Source organism: Streptomyces sp. MAR4 CNX-425 (genome assembly GCF_048656465.1).
Classification (GTDB): domain Bacteria; phylum Actinomycetota; class Actinomycetes; order Streptomycetales; family Streptomycetaceae; genus Streptomyces.
In genome coordinates this window covers 625,021-641,160 of record NZ_JBMDLF010000002.1, presented here as the reverse complement: position 1 = coordinate 641,160, position 16,140 = coordinate 625,021, and the positions used below count along the sequence as shown (strand labels likewise).

Genomic DNA, 16,140 nt, shown 5'->3' with positions numbered 1-16,140 from the left:
TCCGCGAGACGTGGTGTCAGCCGCACTGTGCTGATCATCCGTGGCCGCGGGGTGGCACGGACCTGAACGACGCCTGTGCGGGGAACGTACAAGGGGACGTACGCGGCGGAAGCGGGCGTGCCGCGGTCACTTCAGGCCCGTGTGCGCGAGGCCCTCCACGAACTGACGCTGCGCGAAGACGAACACCGCCAGCACCGGCAGCGCGGTCAGCGACGCCGCGGCGAGCTGCACGTCCCACATCGGGCCGCCGTAGGAGTCGGTGAACTGCGTGAGCGCCTGCGGCAGCGTGAACTTCTCCGGCGTAGAGAGGTACACGATCGGCTCCAGATACAGGTTCCAGCTGTGCAGGAACGTGAAGATCCCCACCGCCGCCAGCGCCGGCCGCGCCAGCGGCAGCGCGATGCGCCAGTAGATCGCGAAGCGGCCCAGGCCGTCCATCCGCGCCGCCTCCTCCAGCTCCGTCGGCAGCGTGATGAAGAACTGCCGCATGATGAGCGTGGCCAGCACGCTCGGCGCCCCGAGGATCGGCACCAGCACCAGCGGCCAGTGCGTGTCCGTCATCCCCCAGTCGTTGAACATCTGGAACAGCGGCACGATGGTGACCTCGCTGGGGATCAGCAGGCCGGTGAGCACCACCAGGAACAGCGCGTTCTGGCCGCGGAAGCGGATGCGCGCGAAGGCGTAGCCGGCCATCGACGACACCGCGAGCGTGCCGATCGTCACCACCGCCGCGATGTACATGCTGTTCCAGTACTGCTGCGCGAACGGCTGGAGGTCGAAGACGCGCTCGTACGCGCCGAAGCCCGGGTTCTCCGGCCAGAGCGACGGCGGGAACGCGAAGATCTCGCTCGCCGGTTTCAGCGACGAGGTCACCATCCACCACGTCGGGAAGACGAAGGGGACGAGGAGCACCAGCAGCACTCCGTAGAGCACGAGCCGGGCGCGCCGCGGCAGCTTAGGACTCATGGAAGACCCACTTCTTGCGCATCTGCCACTGCACGACGGTCAGCACGAGCACGATGACGAAGAGCAGCACGGAGAGCGTCGCGCCGTAGCCGAAGTGGTGGAACTCGAACGCCTGCTGGTAGAGGTAGTAGACGAGGACGGTGGTGGAGTTGCCCGGGCCGCCCTGGGTGAGGACCGCGATCTGCGCGAACACCTGGAGCGAGCCGACCACCGTGATGATCGACGTCAGCAGGATCGTCGGGCTGATCAGCGGCACCGTGATCCGCACGAACTGCCGCCAGCGCCCGGCGCCGTCCACCGTGGCGGCCTCGTACAGCTCCCGCGGCACGCCCTGGAGCGCGGCCAGGAACAGCACCATGTTCAGGCCGACGTTCTTGAAGACCTGCACCACGATCACCGAGATCATCGACGAGGTCTCGCCGCGCAGCCAGTTGGGCCCCTCGACGCCGATCAGGTCGAGCCCGGCGTTGATGCCGCCGTTCTTCTGCAGCAGGAAGCCCCACACGATCGTCCAGGCGACCAGCGAGACCACCACGGGCGAGAAGAACAGGGTGCGGAAGACGACGTTGCCGCGCAGCTTCTGGTTCAGCAGCACCGCCAGCGCCAGCGCCAGGCTCAGGTTCAGCACCACCAGGCCGACGGAGAAGAACGCGGTGGCGCGCAGCACACCCGGCAGCTTGGGGTCGTCGGCCAGCGCCCGGTAGTTGTCCGCGCCCACCCCGTGAAAGCTGCCGGCCAGCACGTTCCACTCGTGGAAGCTGTACCAGAAGACCAGGACGAGCGGGATCAGGACGAACAGGACGCTGCCCAGCAGCTGCGGGGCGATGAACAGGTAGCCGGCGAGCTGGTCCCGGCGGCGGGCCGTCCAGAAGGGCCGCCGGGAGCCGTCCCCGCGCCGGCGCGGGGGAGCGGCCTTGGCCCGGGCGCGTTCCAGGGTCGCCATGGGAGCGCCGTCACTTCTCCAGCTGCGGCTGGATCGCCGAGCAGACGTCCTGGAGCGTCTTCGCCACGTCGGCGTCCGGCTGCCACAGCGGGTCGAGCGCGGCGCGTACGGCGTCGAACAGCTCGGCCTGGTTGGTGTGGGTGGGCTTGACCTTCCCGTTCTCGATGCCGCCGATGACGACCTCTTCGAGCTGCGCGGGCCTGAGCTGCGGGTTGCTCTTGGCGAGGGTCTTCGCGTCCAGCTGGGAGCTGCGGGCCTGCGGGAAGTAGCGGCCGAGGGCGGCGGAGTTCTTCTCGTTCGTCATGAACGCCAGGAAGTCCACGGCCTCCTCGACGTGGTCGCCGTTCGCGAGGACCCCGAGCCCGGCCTGCCCGATCACGTCGTACGAGCCCGCCGGCCCCTCCGGCAGCGGCACGAAGTCCCAGCCGAAGCTGTCGTCGAGCAGCGAGGCCCGGCTGATCTGGGTGACGGTCATCGCCGCCTCGCCGGCGAAGAAGTCGGCGGTGGTGCCGGGCGCGGGCATCGCCTCGTCGGCGAAGACCGCGTCGTGCAGGTACGTCATCGCGGCGGTCATCTCCGGCGCGTCGAACGTGCAGGTCGCACCGTCCTCGCTCCACGGCTCGGCGCCCCAGCCGTCCCACACGGTGGCCAGGTTGTCCCACATCTTGTAGTCGAAGTCGCGGATGACCATGCCGGCCTCGCCGGTCTCGTCCCGTACCGCGCCGCCGACCTCCGCGACCTCCTCCCAGGTCCACTTCCCCTGCTCGATCAGCTCGGCCGGCGTGGGCTGCCCGGCCTCCTGGAGCAGGTCGGTGTTGACGAAGACGCCGAACGGGGAGGTGGAGAACGGATAGGCGTAGAGCTTGTCCTCGTGCCGCCACAGCTTCTTCGCCGACGGCAGCACGTCCGGGTCGTCCTCGATCTCGGCGAGCGCGCCGGAGGAGACGAAGTCGGGCGCCGCGTTCTCGAAGATCCAGGCCAGGTCCGGGGCCTTGCCGCCGGCTATCTGGGTGGTCAGCGCGGTGGTGTAGCTTTCGACCGGCAGGGTGTCGAACGTGATCTCCTTCACCTCCGGGTTCTTCTTCCGGTAGTCCGCGGCGATCCCGTTCAGCAGCTTCAGGTGCTCCTCGTTGCCGGTCCAGATGGTCATGCGCAGCGTGACCGGACCGCCGTCGGAGCCGGAGCCGCCGTCGGACCCGCCGCACGCGGTGAGCGCGAGCAGGCCGGCGGCGGCGAGCGCGACGGGCCTGCCGCGGACGGGGATTCGGTTGCTGGGCCGGGTGCGTGGCCGTGCGGGCGAAGACATGCTGGCGTCCTCCTCGGATGCCGGGTCGGCCGGTCGGTGACCGTCGGTTCAGTAACCGCTGATGTCGGGCCAGCGCAGCTCGACGCCGTGGGCGGTCAGGGTGCGCTGGAAGTCCTGGAGCAGGCGGGGGGTGTGGCGTACGGCACGGGGGGTGTGCCCGTGCTCGACGCAGTGGGCCGCGAGCAGCCCGGCGGCCTCGCCGATGTTCCACTCGACGGGGTGCAGGCGGTAGCAGCCGTTGGTGATGTGGGTGGTGCCGATGTTCTTGCCGGCGGGCAGCAGGTTCTCCGTACGCCGCGGGAGCAGCGCGCCGAGCGGGATCTGGAACGGGCTGGACGGCACGTCGATGTACGTGTCGCGGCCGGTCGAGGGGTGCAGGTCGATGCGGTACATGCCGACGCCGACCGAGTCGGCGTAGCCCACCGCGCCCTTGCCGCCGCGCGCGTCGAGCGACAGGTCCTGCTCGACCACGGTGTACTCGGCCCGGATGCGCCGCGACTCGCGGATGTACGGGGCCATCGCCAGCCCGTCCGCGCCGCCGCCGGTGACGTCGGCGCGCAGCCGCAGCCCGGGGAAGCCGGTGCCGCCGTCGGGGCGCGGGGCCTCGGTCTGCATCCAGTACAGCATCGACAGCGACAGCCCGCGGGCCTCCTTGAGCTGCGCCGCGGCGTCGGGCACGTCGATGACCGGGGCCTCGAAGTAGTCGATCATCGGCCAGTTGACCAGGGTCACGTCGCTGGCGTACGCGCCCGGCGCGAACTGGTCGCGGGCGGCGATCCGGCGGAACGTCCACAGGTTCGCGTCCCCGCCGCCGCGCCGCTGGTCGGCGACGACGGCGAGCGGGTCGTCGCCCGGGTTCGGGGTGAACGCGCGCTCGACCAGCTCCAGCGTCCGCGGGTGCGGGGCCCGCCAGGACAGCAGCGGGGCGCCCCAGAACTCCGGCTCGTAGTCGCGCCAGAAGCCGTAGGCGGCGGGGCGGTCGATGGTGTGGTCGCCGTCGACGTGGTCGACGGCGAAGCAGTACGACACCGCCTGCATGTTGAGCGGCTGGGCCTCGTCGGGCGCGCTGGGCTCGCCGGTCTCGGCGGCGGACTCGAAGCCGGTGACGTATTCGGTGCCGGTCAGCGGCAGCAGCTCGCCGGTCTCGGTGGCGTCCAGCACGTACGGCGCGGTGAGCACCAGCGGCTCGCCGCCGCCGGGGCGTTCGACCGTCACGGAGGTGACGCGGTCGCCGTCGGTGGTGGCGGCCACGGGACGGTAGGGCCGCAGCAGCGTCAGCCGGCCGGCGCCCAGGTACGGGGCCAGCAGCGCCTCGATCACGGCGACGGCCACCCGCGGCTCGTGGCAGAGCCGGCTGACGTGCCCGGCGCCCGGGTTGAGGTCCGGCTTGGCGCGGGCGGCGGCGGTCAGCGGGTAGTGCCGGCGGTAGTAGTCGCGGATGCCGTCGCGCAGCGCCCGGTAGGAGGCGGTGGCGCCGAACTGCTCGATCCAGGTGTGCTCGTCGGGGGGTACGGCCTGGCTGGTGAGCTGGCCGCCCAGCCAGTCGTACTCCTCGGTGAGGATCACCGAGCGGCCGGCGCGCAGCGCGCCGAGCGCGGCGGCGACGCCTCCGGTGCCGCCGCCGACGACGAGGACGTCCGCGTGCATGGGTCTCCTTGGGGGTGCGGGGTCGTGGTGGGCGCGTGGGGGATTCGGGCCCGGTCAGCGGGCGGGGGCGGCGAGGGTGACGCCCTCGACGAGGCGGCAGTCCAGCAGCCGGCGGGTGTTGTCGGCGCGGGCGTGCAGCATGCCGGTGAGCAGCTCGACGGCCTGCCGGCCCATCTCGCCGCGGGGGAGGCGGAAGCCGGTGAAGTCCACCGGCGGGTCCACCGGCGCGGTGGGGTCGCCCAGCGCCAGCACCGACAGGTCCCGCGGTACGTCCAGACCGCGGGCCGCCGCCGCCTCGTACAGCGCGACGGCCTCCTGGAGGAACTCCACGAACACCGCCGTCACCCCCGCGTCGAGCACCTGCTCCAGCAGCTCCCCGGCCGGCCGCCCCCGCCCGGCCAGATGCGGCGCGTCCGGCCCGGCCGCGCGCCGGAACCCGGCGAACTTGTCGTCGGACGACTCCGCCCCCGCGCCCGGCCCGGCGAACGCCAGCCGCCGGTGCCCCAGCGCCCGCACCCGCTCGACGAGCCGGGCGGTGGCGGTGACGTAGTCGGCGCCGATGTACGGCACGGGCCCGCCGTCGGCGTCGTCGCGGCGGCCCACGCAGACGAAGGGGTAGCCCTCGTCGACCAGCCGGCTCAGCTCCTCGTGCGGGATCTCCCGGCCGAGCAGCACGCAGCCGTCGGCCACCCGCAGCCGGTTGTTCTCGTGGAAGATGCGCCGCCGGCCGGCGGTCACCGGCGCGGAGGTGAACAGCAGCAGATCGCAGCCGCTGCGCTCGGCGCTCTCCTCGATGCCGCGCAGGAAGGGGTGGTAGAAGTCGGCGCTGGTGCTGGGGAAGACGGGCTCGTAGGTGAAGACCCCGAGGATCTGGTTGAGTTGCTTGGTCAGCCGGCGGGCCATGGGGTCGGCGGCGTAGCCCGTCTCGCGGATCACGCGCAGGACGCGCTCGCGGGTCTCGGGGGCGATCCGGGCGGCGTCGGGACGGTCGTTGAGGACGAGGGAGACCGTGGTCTGGCTGACGCCGGCCAGCCGGGCTATGTCGCGCTGGGTGAGCCTGCCGGGGGCTTCGGGCATGGGAGCTTGTGCCTTCACAGTGGGTAGCTAATGCGTATTGCCTGACTGCTGTGCGAGGAACCTAGAGCGGCTCGCGGAGCGCCGTCAAGGGGTGTTGCGGCAGTGGTAATGCGAATTAGCAGATTACCGGGGAGGGTTGGCGTCCGAGTTGGTCGACGTTCGGGTCGTACGGGCTGAAATGTCCGCGGTCGCGGGGTCAGCCGCCGGGCGCCGGGCCGCCGTGGGTGAGGGCGACGCCCGAGCCGCGCGCCGCCGACCCCGGCGGCGCGATCTCCACCGGCTCGTGCCAGCCCCCGCCCGGCAGCGCCCAGACGACCCGCACCGACCCGTCGTCGCCCGCGAACACCGCGTCGAGCGGGCCGGGCGCCGTACGGTGCCCGAGGCCGATCGCCGCCCCCGGCGCGCACGTGCCCGGCGGGGCCGCGGCCACCGGCCCGAGCCAGCCCTCCTCGCCGGCCGCCGACAGCGCCAGCACGGCGCCGTCGGCGCCGGCGACCACCGCGTCCAGCCGGTGCGCGGACTTCTCGTACGCCAGCGCCACCGGCGACCCGGGCGCGCAGCCGCCCGCGGGCGTGACGGTCGCGGCCCGCGTCCACGGGCCGCCGCCGTCCGCCCGTATCGCCCGCACCGAGCCGTCCGCGGCGGTGAACAGCGCGTCGAGCCGGTCGGCGGGGTCCCGGGACGCGAGCGTCACCGCCGTGCCCGGGACGCAGGTGCCGGGCGGGGCGAGGACCCCGGGCCCCCGCCACGGATGGTCGGCGTCCGCCCAGAGCACCTGTACGGAGCCGTCCGCGCCCGCGTACACCGCCTCCAGCCGCTCGGCCGACCGCCGCCGGCCCAGCCCGACCGGGGTGCCCGGCGCGCACGTGCCCGGCGGGGCGAGGACGGCCGGGCCCTGCCACGGCCCGCCGCCGCCCGCCCACAGCACCTGCACGGAGCCGTCGGCGCCGGTGCAGAGCAGGTCGAGCTGGTCCATCGTCCGCTGGTGCGCGAGCGTGACCGCCGCGCCCGGCGCGCAGGTCCCCGGCGGGGCGACGGTGTGGGGGCCCTGCCAGTCGCCCTCCCGCCGGGACCACATGACCAGAATCGACCCGTCCGCGCCCGCGTACGCGGCCTCCGTACAGCCGGCCGACGTCCGGCGGGCCAGACCGACCGGGGTGCCCGGCGCGCAGCTCCCCGCCGGGGCGAGCACCGCGGGCCCCCGCCACCGCCCGCCCTCGCCCGCCCACACCGAACGCACCGATCCGTCGGGCCCGCTGAAGAGCGCGCGCGACTGCGTACCGGTGTGGGTCAGCGCCATCATGGCCTCCGGGTCAGCGGCCGCCGGCCCCGGAAAGGGGCCTGCGACCAGGTGCGCGACGGGCCACCGGGCGGCCGTCGCCGTGGCCTGCGACGGCCGGTCCGGAACCGCGGACCCGCGGTCGTCTCCCACGTGGGTCACGCCGTCCCCCTTCGGTGGCACGTTGCCGGCGCCGTGCCGTGCCCCTCACTGTTAGCACCCCGTCCCGCGGCAGTCGATCGTCGTTTGAGGCTATGCGGTCCGCGGGCGGCGGGGCCGCTGTCAAGAGCGCAGAAACGCCTGAAGGGGTGATCGGGTGGGGGGAATTCCAGCCATGATGGGGTCGGATTCGGCCCCGGGCAGCCGGGAAAGGAGGGGCGTATGAAGCGATCCTGGTGGGGCTGGGGCACCGTCGAGAACGCCGTGCGCGGCGCCGAACTCACCGCGCTGCTCGACCGCGTACGGCTGCTGTCGACCGCCGAGCCCGTCGACCACCCGCCGCCCGCCGTCGCCTCCCTCGCCCTGCCCCCGCCCCGGGTCGCGCCGCCGGCCTCGCTGGCCCCGCTGTGCTCCGCCGACCCCGCCGACCGGGCCGCGCACGCGCACGGCAAGGCGTTCCGCGACGTCGTACGCAACCTCCACGGCGACCTCCGCCACCCGCCGGACCTCGTCGCCCGCCCGCGCCGCGAAAGCGACGTCGCCGACCTCCTCGACTGGTGCACCCGCGAGGGCATCGCCGCGATCCCCTACGGCGGTGGCAGTTCGGTGGTCGGCGGCGTCGAGCCCCGCTGCCCCGACCACCGCGCCGCGGTCACCCTCGACCTGGCGCGGCTGGACGCCGTGACGGAGGTCGACGCGACGAGCCGCGCGGCGCGCATCCAGGCGGGGATCCACGGGCCGCGGCTGGCGGCGCAGCTGCGCCCGCACGGCCTGACGCTGCGGCACTTCCCGCAGTCCTTCGAGTTCTCCACCCTCGGCGGCTGGCTGGCCACCCGCGCCGGCGGCCACTACGCCACCCTCCACACCCGCATCGACGACCTCGTCGAGTCGCTGCGGGTGGTCTCGCCGGCCGGCACCGGCGAGTCCCGGCGGCTGCCGGGCTCCGGCGCGGGCCCGTCGCCGGACCGGCTGTTCCTCGGCAGCGAGGGCGCGCTCGGGGTGATCACCGAGGCGTGGCTGCGGGTGCAGGCGCGGCCGCGGTGGCGCGCGCGGGCGTCGGTGCGCTTCGCGGACTTCGCCGCGGCGGTGGCGGCGACCCGGGCGGTCGCGCAGAGCGGGCTGCACCTGGCGGACTGCCGGCTGCTCGACCCCGCCGAGGCGCTGGTCAACCTGGGGGTGAGCGTCGGCGGCGGGATGCTCGTGCTGGGCTTCGAGTCCGCGGACCACCCGGTCGGCGACCGGCTCGCGCGGGCCCTGGAGCTGTGCCGCGACCACGGCGGCGCCCCGGACGAGCCGGGGGAGCGGGGCGTACGGGACGAGGCGGCCGGCGTCGCGGAGCGAGGCGCGGGACAGCGGCCCCCGGCACGAGGCGGGGGCGGGAGCGACGGCGCCGGTGGTGACGGCGCCGGTGCGGCCTGGCGGTCGGCGTTCCTGCGGATGCCGTACCAGCGCGACGCCCTCGCCCGGCACGGCATGGTCGTCGAGACCTTCGAGACGGCCTGCACCTGGGACGCCTTCGACGCGCTCCACCACGCCGTCACCGACGCGGCCCACCGCGCCGTGCGCGCCGCCACCGGCGGCACGGGCGTCGTCACGTGCCGCTTCACCCACGTCTACCCGGACGGCCCGGCGCCGTACTTCGGCGTCATCGCCCCCGGCCGCTGGGGCAGCACCGTCGCGCAGTGGGACGACATCAAGGCGGCGGTCTCCGAGGCGATCGCGGCGCACGGCGGCACGATCACCCACCACCACGCCGTCGGCCGCGACCACCGGCCCTGGTACGACCGTCAGCGCCCGGACCCGTTCGCCGCGGCCCTCACGGCTGCGAAGCACGCGCTCGACCCGGCCGGCGTCCTCAACCCCGGGGTCCTCGTCCCGGCCCGCTGAGCCCGCCGGCCGCGCCGCCGCCCCGGCGGGGCGCTACTGCCCCGGGTGCCGGGGCGGCTGGTGCTGCGGCTGCCGGGGCACGGACCGCCGGGGCTCCTGCGGCGCCGCCGGCGGCTGCGCCGGCCGCTGCGGGGCGGACTGCGGGGCCTGCGGGGCGGATTGCGGCGGGCCCTGGCGGCGGCCGGGCGGGTTCGCGATCGCGACCACCGCCTGCTGCGCCTCCGCCAGCCGCGTGCGCGCCTCCTCGATACGCGCCGCGTAGCGCTCCTGCTCCAGCGCCGCCCGGATCTCGATCCGCTCGGCCGCCTGCCAGGCCCGGTCGCGCAGGTCGGCCGCCTGAAGCTCCGCGTCCCGCAGCAGCCCGGCCGCGTACGTCGCGTTGCCGTCCCGGCGCCGCAGATACTCCGAGCGCACCGCCTCGGCCTGCCCCTCCGCCGCGCCCAGCGCCTCCTCCAGGTCCGCGAGCACCGCGCCGGCCTCGCCGTCGAGCTTCCGCTCGCGCTCGGCCTGCGCCGCCTGCTGCGCGCCGATGTGCGCGGCGGCCTCCAGCGTCACCTGCTGCGCGCGCTGCCGCGCGTCCTCGCGGGTGCCGTCCGCCTGCCGCTGCGCCTCGGCGACGAGCTGCCCCGCCGTCTCGTGCGCCTGCTTGATCCGCTGCCGGGCCCGCTGTTCGGCGTCGGCCCGTATGCTCTCGGCCTGCCGCTCCGCCTCCTTGCCGCGCTCCTCCGCGGCGGCGCGGGCGGCCTCCTTCAGCTCCCGGCACTCCGCCTCGGCCCGGGCGAGCACCCGGTCCGCCTCGGCCCTGGCGTCCTGGAAGAGCTTGCGGGCGGTCTCCCCGAGCGACTCGTACGTCTGCGGCCCCAGCGCCGCGGCCCGTTCGAGCAGCCCGGCCAGATGCCGTCCGCTTGCCTCCACCTGTGTCTCCAGGTCTCTGGCGTGGCGTACGGCCGCCTCCCGCTCGGCGAGCAGGTCGCCGACGACGCGGTCGACCTGCTGCGGCGAGTAGCCGCGGCTCCTGGTGGCCATCATGAAATCGCCGGGTTGCATCATCTCGCCCATCGTGCCCTGTCGTCTCGGCTGCGCGCTTCACCCCATGATGCTGCATCCGCCGCCCGGGTCCTCAAGGCCGGTCCCCGGGTGCGCAGGCGGGTAGCCTGGCGTCGCCGGCGCGCTCGCGCAAGTCCCGTGGCGGGGGCGTTCGGTGGCGTCCGCCGGGCACGCGGCGGCGGTTCCGGGCGTCCGCCGGGCACCCGGAAGCGGTACGTGGCCACCGGCCCCGGGGCACCCTTCCCGGTACGGCTGCCGTGCGGGCTGTCGCCGTACGTCCGCGCCCCGCCGCCGACCGCGCGCGTCTCCGCGCCGGTCCGGACGGGCAACCGGTGAAGCCGTCGACGAGCGCCGCCCGGTGCGGACCGAAGTCGTCCGTGGACGGTGCGAGCCTGAGAGAGCGCTCTCTCACCTCCCTCCGGGGACGGTATAAAGGCTGCATGGCAACACAGGCTCCGCGGCCCGACCGCCCCGCCACCCTCGAAGACGTGGCCCGGGTCGCCGGGGTGTCCCGGGCGACGGCCTCCCGGGTCATCAACGGCTCGCCCACCGTCGACGCCGCGCTGCGCCGCAAGGTCGAGGAGGCGATCACCGCCACCAGCTACGCGCCCAACCGGGCCGCCCGCTCCCTGGTGACCCGGCGCACGGACTCCGTGGCCCTGGTCGTCTCCGAGCGCGAACAGCGCCACCTCGCGACCCCGTTCATCGGCCGGATGTTCACCGACCCGCACTTCGGCCGGGTCGTCAGCGGGCTGCTCCAGGTGCTGCGCCCGGCCGGCATGCAGACCGTGCTGATGGTCGCCGACGACGAGGCGTCGCGCGGGCAGGTGCTCACGTACCTGCGCCAGGGACACGTCGACGGCGTCGTGCTCGTCTCCTCGCACCCGGACGACCCGCTGCCCCGCATGCTCTCCGGGACCGCGCTGCCCACCGTGCTGGCCGGCCGCCCGGGCCGGGCGGCGACGCTGCCGTACGTCGAGGTCGACCAGCGCGCCGGCGCGGCGCTGGCCGCGGAGCGGCTGGTGGCCCAGGGCCGCCGGCTGATCGGCACGGTGGCCGGCCCGCAGGACATGCCGGCCGCGAAGGAGCGGCTCGACGGGTTCCGCGCCGCGCTCGCCGCGCTGGGCGTGGCCGACCTGCCGTGGGCGGAGGGCGACTTCACCCGGGCCGGCGGCGCCGAGGCGATGCGCCGGCTGCTCGCCGGCCACCCCGGGGTGGACGGCGTGTTCGTCGCCTCCGACCTGATGGCGCTGGGCGCGGTGCCCGTGCTGCTGCGCGCCGGCCGCCGGGTGCCGGAGGACGTGGGCGTGGTCGGGTTCGACGACAGCGAGGCCGCCGAGGCGTCGGAGCCGGCCCTGACGACCGTGCGGCAGCCGGTGGAGGACATGGCCTGCGAGATGGCCCGGCTGCTGCTGCGGCGGATCAGGGAGCCCGGCGCCGTGCCGTCCTCGGTGGTCTTCCGCCCCTCGCTGGTCGTCCGCGAGTCGGCCTGAACACCCGGGCGCCGGGCGCCCGGGACGCCCCCGCCCCGCCCCCGGCGTCCGCTGGACCGGGGGCGGGGCCCGCGCACCCGCAGGTGCGGCTCAGGGGTAGGCGACGACCTTGGAGGGGATCGTGTCCGTGCCCGAGGTGGGCGCCCCGTGGTCGTTGATCACGTGGGCGTACTGCCCCTGACCGCCGAGCGAGACCACCATGATGTGGTGGAACTTGATCCCGGAGCCCGTGGGCGTGGCGAAGCCGTGCTCCTGAATGATGTCCGGGGCGACGTTGTAGTAGCAGTAGCTCCCCATGCCCCAGCCCTCGTGCTCGGACACGTCGTCGGCGACCTTGTACGCGGCGTAGCCCCGCAGGTCGCCGTTCTGGATCGCGGCCTGGTTCGGGGCGTCGTACGCCTTCTCGTTCTGGAAGAAGACCGTGCGCCCGCGCTCGCCGTTCCACTGCACGTCGTACTTGTTGAAGTGCTCGACGAAGAGCCCGGTGATGAGCACGTCGTCGCCGTTGACGACGACGCCGTAGTCGCAGCGGTTGGTCTCCCAGCCGACGCCTTCGCCGTGGTCCGCGCGCCACACCCAGGTGTGGTCGACGAGCACGTGCCGGCTGTTGATCACCATGCTGGTGGTCGCCTTGCCGGGGCCGGCGCCGCCGATGCGGATGAACACGTCCTGGAGCGTGGTCGGGTCGGCCTCGTGGCCCGCGGCGGAGCCCTCCGGGCCCACTTCGAGCAGCACGTCGGAGTTCTCCGGCCCGGCGTCCAGCAGGAAGCCGGCGAGCCGGACGCCGTCGACGTCGGCGACGGTCATGGCGGCCACGCCGCCGTCCGGGATGATCGTGGGGTAGCCGATGCCGAGGACCACGGTGCCCGCCCGGTCGATCTCGATCGGCGCGTCGACGTGGTAGATCCCCGGGGTGAGCAGCAGGTGCTTGCCCTCGCGCAGGGCGGCGTTGATGCTCGCGGCGGTCGCGCCCTCCTTGACCACGTGGAAGTCGGAGAGCGGCAGCGACTCGCCCTGCGGGCTGCCGCCGCCCCAGGTGGTGCCGCGGGAGTTGCGGCGCAGCGCGGGGAGGAAGACGCGGTACTCCGCGCCGTCGACGTAGAGGAACGGCTTCTCGCGGGAGATCGGCGTGGTGTCGAGGGTGGTGTACGGCGGGTCGGGGAAGGACTGCGCCGGGGCGCCCTCGACGCCGGAGAAGACCATGTTCCACACCGCGTTCAGCCAGCCGCCGATGCTGCTGTCGCGGGTGTACCACTGCTGCTGCGAGTACGGCTGCACGGTGCCGTCGACGCGGCTGTCGGCGATGTAGCCGCCGCTGGCCCAGCCGTAGCCGGCCGGCGCGAGGTTGAGGTTGCCGCGCACGTGCATGCGGCGGAAGGGCGCGGCCTGGGAGACGGCGAAGCGGTTGGTGCCGTTGACGGGGCTGAGCGACAGGTTCTCCGCCGAGCGCCAGAAGTTCTGGGTGGCGTTGCCGTCGAACCAGCCGGCGTCCACGGTCACGTCCCCGTTGATGTGCGTGTCGTCGGGGGAGATGCCGAGGCCGATGATGGAGGTGTAGAAGCCCAGCTGGGCGTTGAGGCCGTTGTACGTGCCGGGCTTGAACAGCAGCGCGTAGCGGCCGGTGCCGAACTGCGCGGACTCCTGCTGGCGGAAGATCTGGTCCAGCCGGCCCTGGATGTCGGGGGAGGACGGGTCGAAGAAGATCACGTTGGGGCCGAGGTCCGGGTCGGCGAGCGGCCGGTCCGCGGACCGCGGCGGGGCCGCGGTCGCCTGGGAGACCGCCAGGCCGGTGGCCGGCACCGCGGCCGCCGCCGCGGCGGCGGCCAGCAGGGTGCGGCGGGAGGGGCCGGATCTTGCGGACCGCCGGGGCGAGTCTCCGGTGGGGGGTACGCGCATTCTTCACACTCCTGAGTCGTCGGCTCATGGTGCGGATGACACCGGTGGGGGCTTCAAGGAATGAACGATTGAACGGGAGAGAGCGCTCTCTCACGCCTGGTTCGGTTTACGCCCGCGGGCGCGCGCCGTCAAGGGGGTGCGCACGCGACGGTCCGTTCGCACCGCCGGTAAGTCCGGTTTTGCGGCGCTTGGTTGGCGGTGGCGGGCCGGGAGGTCCGGGGAGCGGCGGGGGTGCCGGCACGGTCGCGGTGAGTTCAAGGGGTGTGGACAGGGCGGCGCCGTGCCCGGACGGGCGTGGACGCCCGGATGGGACGGCGGCGGCCCGTTCGGCGGGCTCGGGCCGGTCGCCGAACCTGTCGCGCGGGGCCTTCAGGGCCGCGGCGCGGAGGAGGCGGTGGTGCCGGTACGGGAACGGTTGGCGCGGATCTCGTCGTGGTGCTCGGCCGCCCAGCCGATCAGCTGCTTGACGATCCCGTTCAGGCCGCCGCCGAGCGGGGCGAGCGCGTACTCCACGCGCGGCGGCACCTCGGCGTAGGCGGTACGGCTGATCAACCCGTCCTCGGTGAGCCGGCGAAGGGTGTGGGTCAGCATGCGCTGGGAGATGCCCGGGATCTGGCGCTGCACGTCGGTGTAGCGCATGGGGCCGCCCTCCAGGACGGCGATGATCAACATGCTCCACTTGTCGCCCACCCGGTCGAGCACCTGGCGGATGAAGTCCATGTGATCGGCGGGGATGCTCGCGCACGGCCCGGCCGAAGCCGCCATCCCGATATCCGCGCTGTCCTGCATGGCGCCCGTTCCTCTCCGTCGCGCACACCGGTGTGCCTTTTGTGTCGCCGTCCATACTGGCTCATCATGGCGTTACGAACAAACAGTAGGAATCGGAGGTCAGGCCATGAAGGTCGAGATCTGGTCGGAGATCGCCTGCCCCTGGTGCGGTCTGGGCGGCCATCGGTGGGACCGGGCCGTGGAGCGATTCGAGCACGGCGGCCACGTGGCGGTGGTCCACCGCTCGTTCCCGCTGGGCACCGACCTCCCCGAGGACCGCACGCTCAGCGTCCGCGAATTCGTGCTGACCAAGTACGGCGCCCTCCCCGGGCAGGCCGGCGTGCCCGATATCGAAGGCATCGCCGCCGCCGAGGGCCTGGCCCCCTACCGGGTCCTGGACAACCGCGTCGGGAACACCGGCCTGGCCCACGAGTTCCTGGCTCACGCCTCCGCCGAGGGCAAGAACCGCGAAGCCTGGAACACGGCCTTCCGCGCCTACTTCGGCAGAGCCGAGCCGATCTTCACGCTCGACGACCTGCTCGGCCTGGCCGGCGAGACCGGCCTGGACCGCGAGCAGACCCGCCAGGTGCTCACCGACCGGCGCTACCGCCGCCGGGTACGGGAAGACGCACGCCGGGCGCGGCAACTCGGGGCGACCGGCGCCCCCTTCACCGTCATCGACGGCCGGTACGCCCTCGCCGGAGCGCAGGACACCGACACCCTGCTCGGCATCCTGCGCCAGGTCTGGGACGAGACCCACCCGGCCCTTCCCGATGCCGGCCACGACGCGGCGAGCTGCGGCCCGGACGGCTGCGCGGTTCCCGCCGACCACGCCGCCCACGCCTGAGCCGCCCACCTGATCCGCATCCGCACACCCGATCCGCACACCCGATCCGCACGCCGGCCGGGCATCCGGTCTCCGCATGGCCCGGCGGCCACCCCACGGAAGAGAGGTCGACCCCACCGTGCCCACTCTCGCCATCGTCGGCGCCGGCCCCGGCATGGGCCTGGCCATCGCCCGCACCTTCGGCAGCCGCGGCTTCGACGTCGCCCTGGTCGCCCGTACCAAGGAGAAGCTGGAAACGCTGGTCCACCTGCTCGGCCGGGAAGGCGTCACGGCCGCCGCGTTCCCCGCCGACATCCTCGACCGCGCCTCCCTGGCCGATGCCCTGGACGCGGCCGAGGCCCGCTTCGGCGGCATCGACGTACTGGAGTACTCCCCGGCCCCGCACTCCCCGGTGCCCGGTCTCACCCTGGCCGCGCCCTCGGAGGTCACGGTGGACAATCTGCAGCCGATGATCGAGTTCGGCTTCTACGGCGCCGTCGCGGCGACGCAGGCGGTGCTGCCCGCGATGCGCGCGGCGGGCGCCGGGACCCTGCTGTTCACCACCGGCGGCGGTTCCGTGGACCCGGTGCCGATGTTCGGCAACGCCAACGCGGCCCAGGCGGCCCTGCGCAACTGGGTGATCAACCTGAACAGGGAACTGGCCGGCAGCGGTGTGCAGGCCGCCCACGTGGTGATCAACGTCTGGATCGGCGGGGGCGGCCCGGAGGGCGGCCCGACGGCCACGCCCGAGCAGATCGCCCCCCTGTACTGGGACCTGCACGAGGCCCGCGACCGCTCCGAGGCCGTCTTCAACGCCTGACCGGCCGGGCGCCCCCGGGCCTCCGC

13 protein-coding genes are annotated in these 16,140 nt (G+C 74.2%); 4 read left to right on the top strand and 9 right to left on the bottom strand.

The features are described 5' to 3' along the window. Window positions 1-126 precede the first annotated feature (126 nt). From ACHZ99_RS08020 to ACHZ99_RS07995, 6 genes are all read right to left on the bottom strand, one after another. Complete coding sequence (locus ACHZ99_RS08020) at window positions 127-966, bottom strand: carbohydrate ABC transporter permease (RefSeq protein ID WP_420303689.1); 840 nt, start codon at window positions 964-966, stop codon at window positions 127-129. Beyond that, window positions 956-1,909, bottom strand: a complete 954-nt coding sequence (locus ACHZ99_RS08015) for a carbohydrate ABC transporter permease (RefSeq protein WP_420303688.1) — start codon at window positions 1,907-1,909, stop codon at window positions 956-958. The genes ACHZ99_RS08020 and ACHZ99_RS08015 overlap by 11 nt, the downstream gene beginning before the upstream one ends. A 10-nt stretch (window positions 1,910-1,919) precedes the next feature. Beyond that, window positions 1,920-3,215 (bottom strand): ABC transporter substrate-binding protein, encoded by a 1,296-nt coding sequence (locus ACHZ99_RS08010; protein WP_420303687.1) that lies wholly within the window; start codon window positions 3,213-3,215, stop codon window positions 1,920-1,922. 48 nt (window positions 3,216-3,263) lie between these two features. Beyond that, window positions 3,264-4,862: an FAD-dependent oxidoreductase gene (locus ACHZ99_RS08005; RefSeq protein ID WP_420303686.1), complete on the bottom strand. Its 1,599-nt coding sequence runs from the start codon at window positions 4,860-4,862 to the stop codon at window positions 3,264-3,266. 54 nt (window positions 4,863-4,916) lie between these two features. Next, entirely contained in the window at window positions 4,917-5,939 is a 1,023-nt protein-coding gene (locus ACHZ99_RS08000; protein ID WP_420303685.1) for a LacI family DNA-binding transcriptional regulator, read from the bottom strand. A gap of 196 nt (window positions 5,940-6,135) precedes the next feature. Then, window positions 6,136-7,380, bottom strand: coding sequence for a hypothetical protein (locus ACHZ99_RS07995; protein WP_420303684.1), 1,245 nt, complete (start codon window positions 7,378-7,380; stop codon window positions 6,136-6,138). Between the two features lie 219 nt (window positions 7,381-7,599). On the opposite strand from ACHZ99_RS07995, the gene ACHZ99_RS07990 reads away from it, so the two are divergent. Beyond that, entirely contained in the window at window positions 7,600-9,264 is a 1,665-nt protein-coding gene (locus ACHZ99_RS07990) for an FAD-binding oxidoreductase (RefSeq protein WP_420303683.1), read from the top strand. Between the two features lie 33 nt (window positions 9,265-9,297). On the opposite strand, the gene ACHZ99_RS07985 is transcribed toward ACHZ99_RS07990, so the two are convergent. Then, entirely contained in the window at window positions 9,298-10,314 is a 1,017-nt protein-coding gene (locus ACHZ99_RS07985) for a hypothetical protein (RefSeq protein WP_420303682.1), read from the bottom strand. Window positions 10,315-10,751: 437 nt separating this feature from the next. On the opposite strand from ACHZ99_RS07985, the gene ACHZ99_RS07980 reads away from it, so the two are divergent. Then, entirely contained in the window at window positions 10,752-11,804 is a 1,053-nt protein-coding gene (locus ACHZ99_RS07980; protein WP_420303681.1) for a LacI family DNA-binding transcriptional regulator, read from the top strand. A gap of 90 nt (window positions 11,805-11,894) precedes the next feature. Here ACHZ99_RS07980 and ACHZ99_RS07975 read toward each other — a convergent pair whose 3' ends face one another. Beyond that, complete coding sequence (locus tag ACHZ99_RS07975; RefSeq protein ID WP_420303680.1) at window positions 11,895-13,700, bottom strand: coagulation factor 5/8 type domain-containing protein; 1,806 nt, start codon at window positions 13,698-13,700, stop codon at window positions 11,895-11,897. A gap of 369 nt (window positions 13,701-14,069) precedes the next feature. Further along, complete coding sequence (locus ACHZ99_RS07970; RefSeq protein WP_420303679.1) at window positions 14,070-14,489, bottom strand: winged helix-turn-helix transcriptional regulator; 420 nt, start codon at window positions 14,487-14,489, stop codon at window positions 14,070-14,072. 106 nt (window positions 14,490-14,595) lie between these two features. On the opposite strand from ACHZ99_RS07970, the gene ACHZ99_RS07965 reads away from it, so the two are divergent. Then, window positions 14,596-15,315: a DsbA family oxidoreductase gene (locus ACHZ99_RS07965; RefSeq protein WP_420303678.1), complete on the top strand. Its 720-nt coding sequence runs from the start codon at window positions 14,596-14,598 to the stop codon at window positions 15,313-15,315. Window positions 15,316-15,433: 118 nt separating this feature from the next. Continuing rightward, a complete protein-coding gene (locus ACHZ99_RS07960; RefSeq protein ID WP_420303677.1) occupies window positions 15,434-16,114 on the top strand; it encodes an SDR family NAD(P)-dependent oxidoreductase in 681 nt (226 codons plus the stop codon). The last annotated feature ends 26 nt before the right edge of the window (window positions 16,115-16,140 follow it).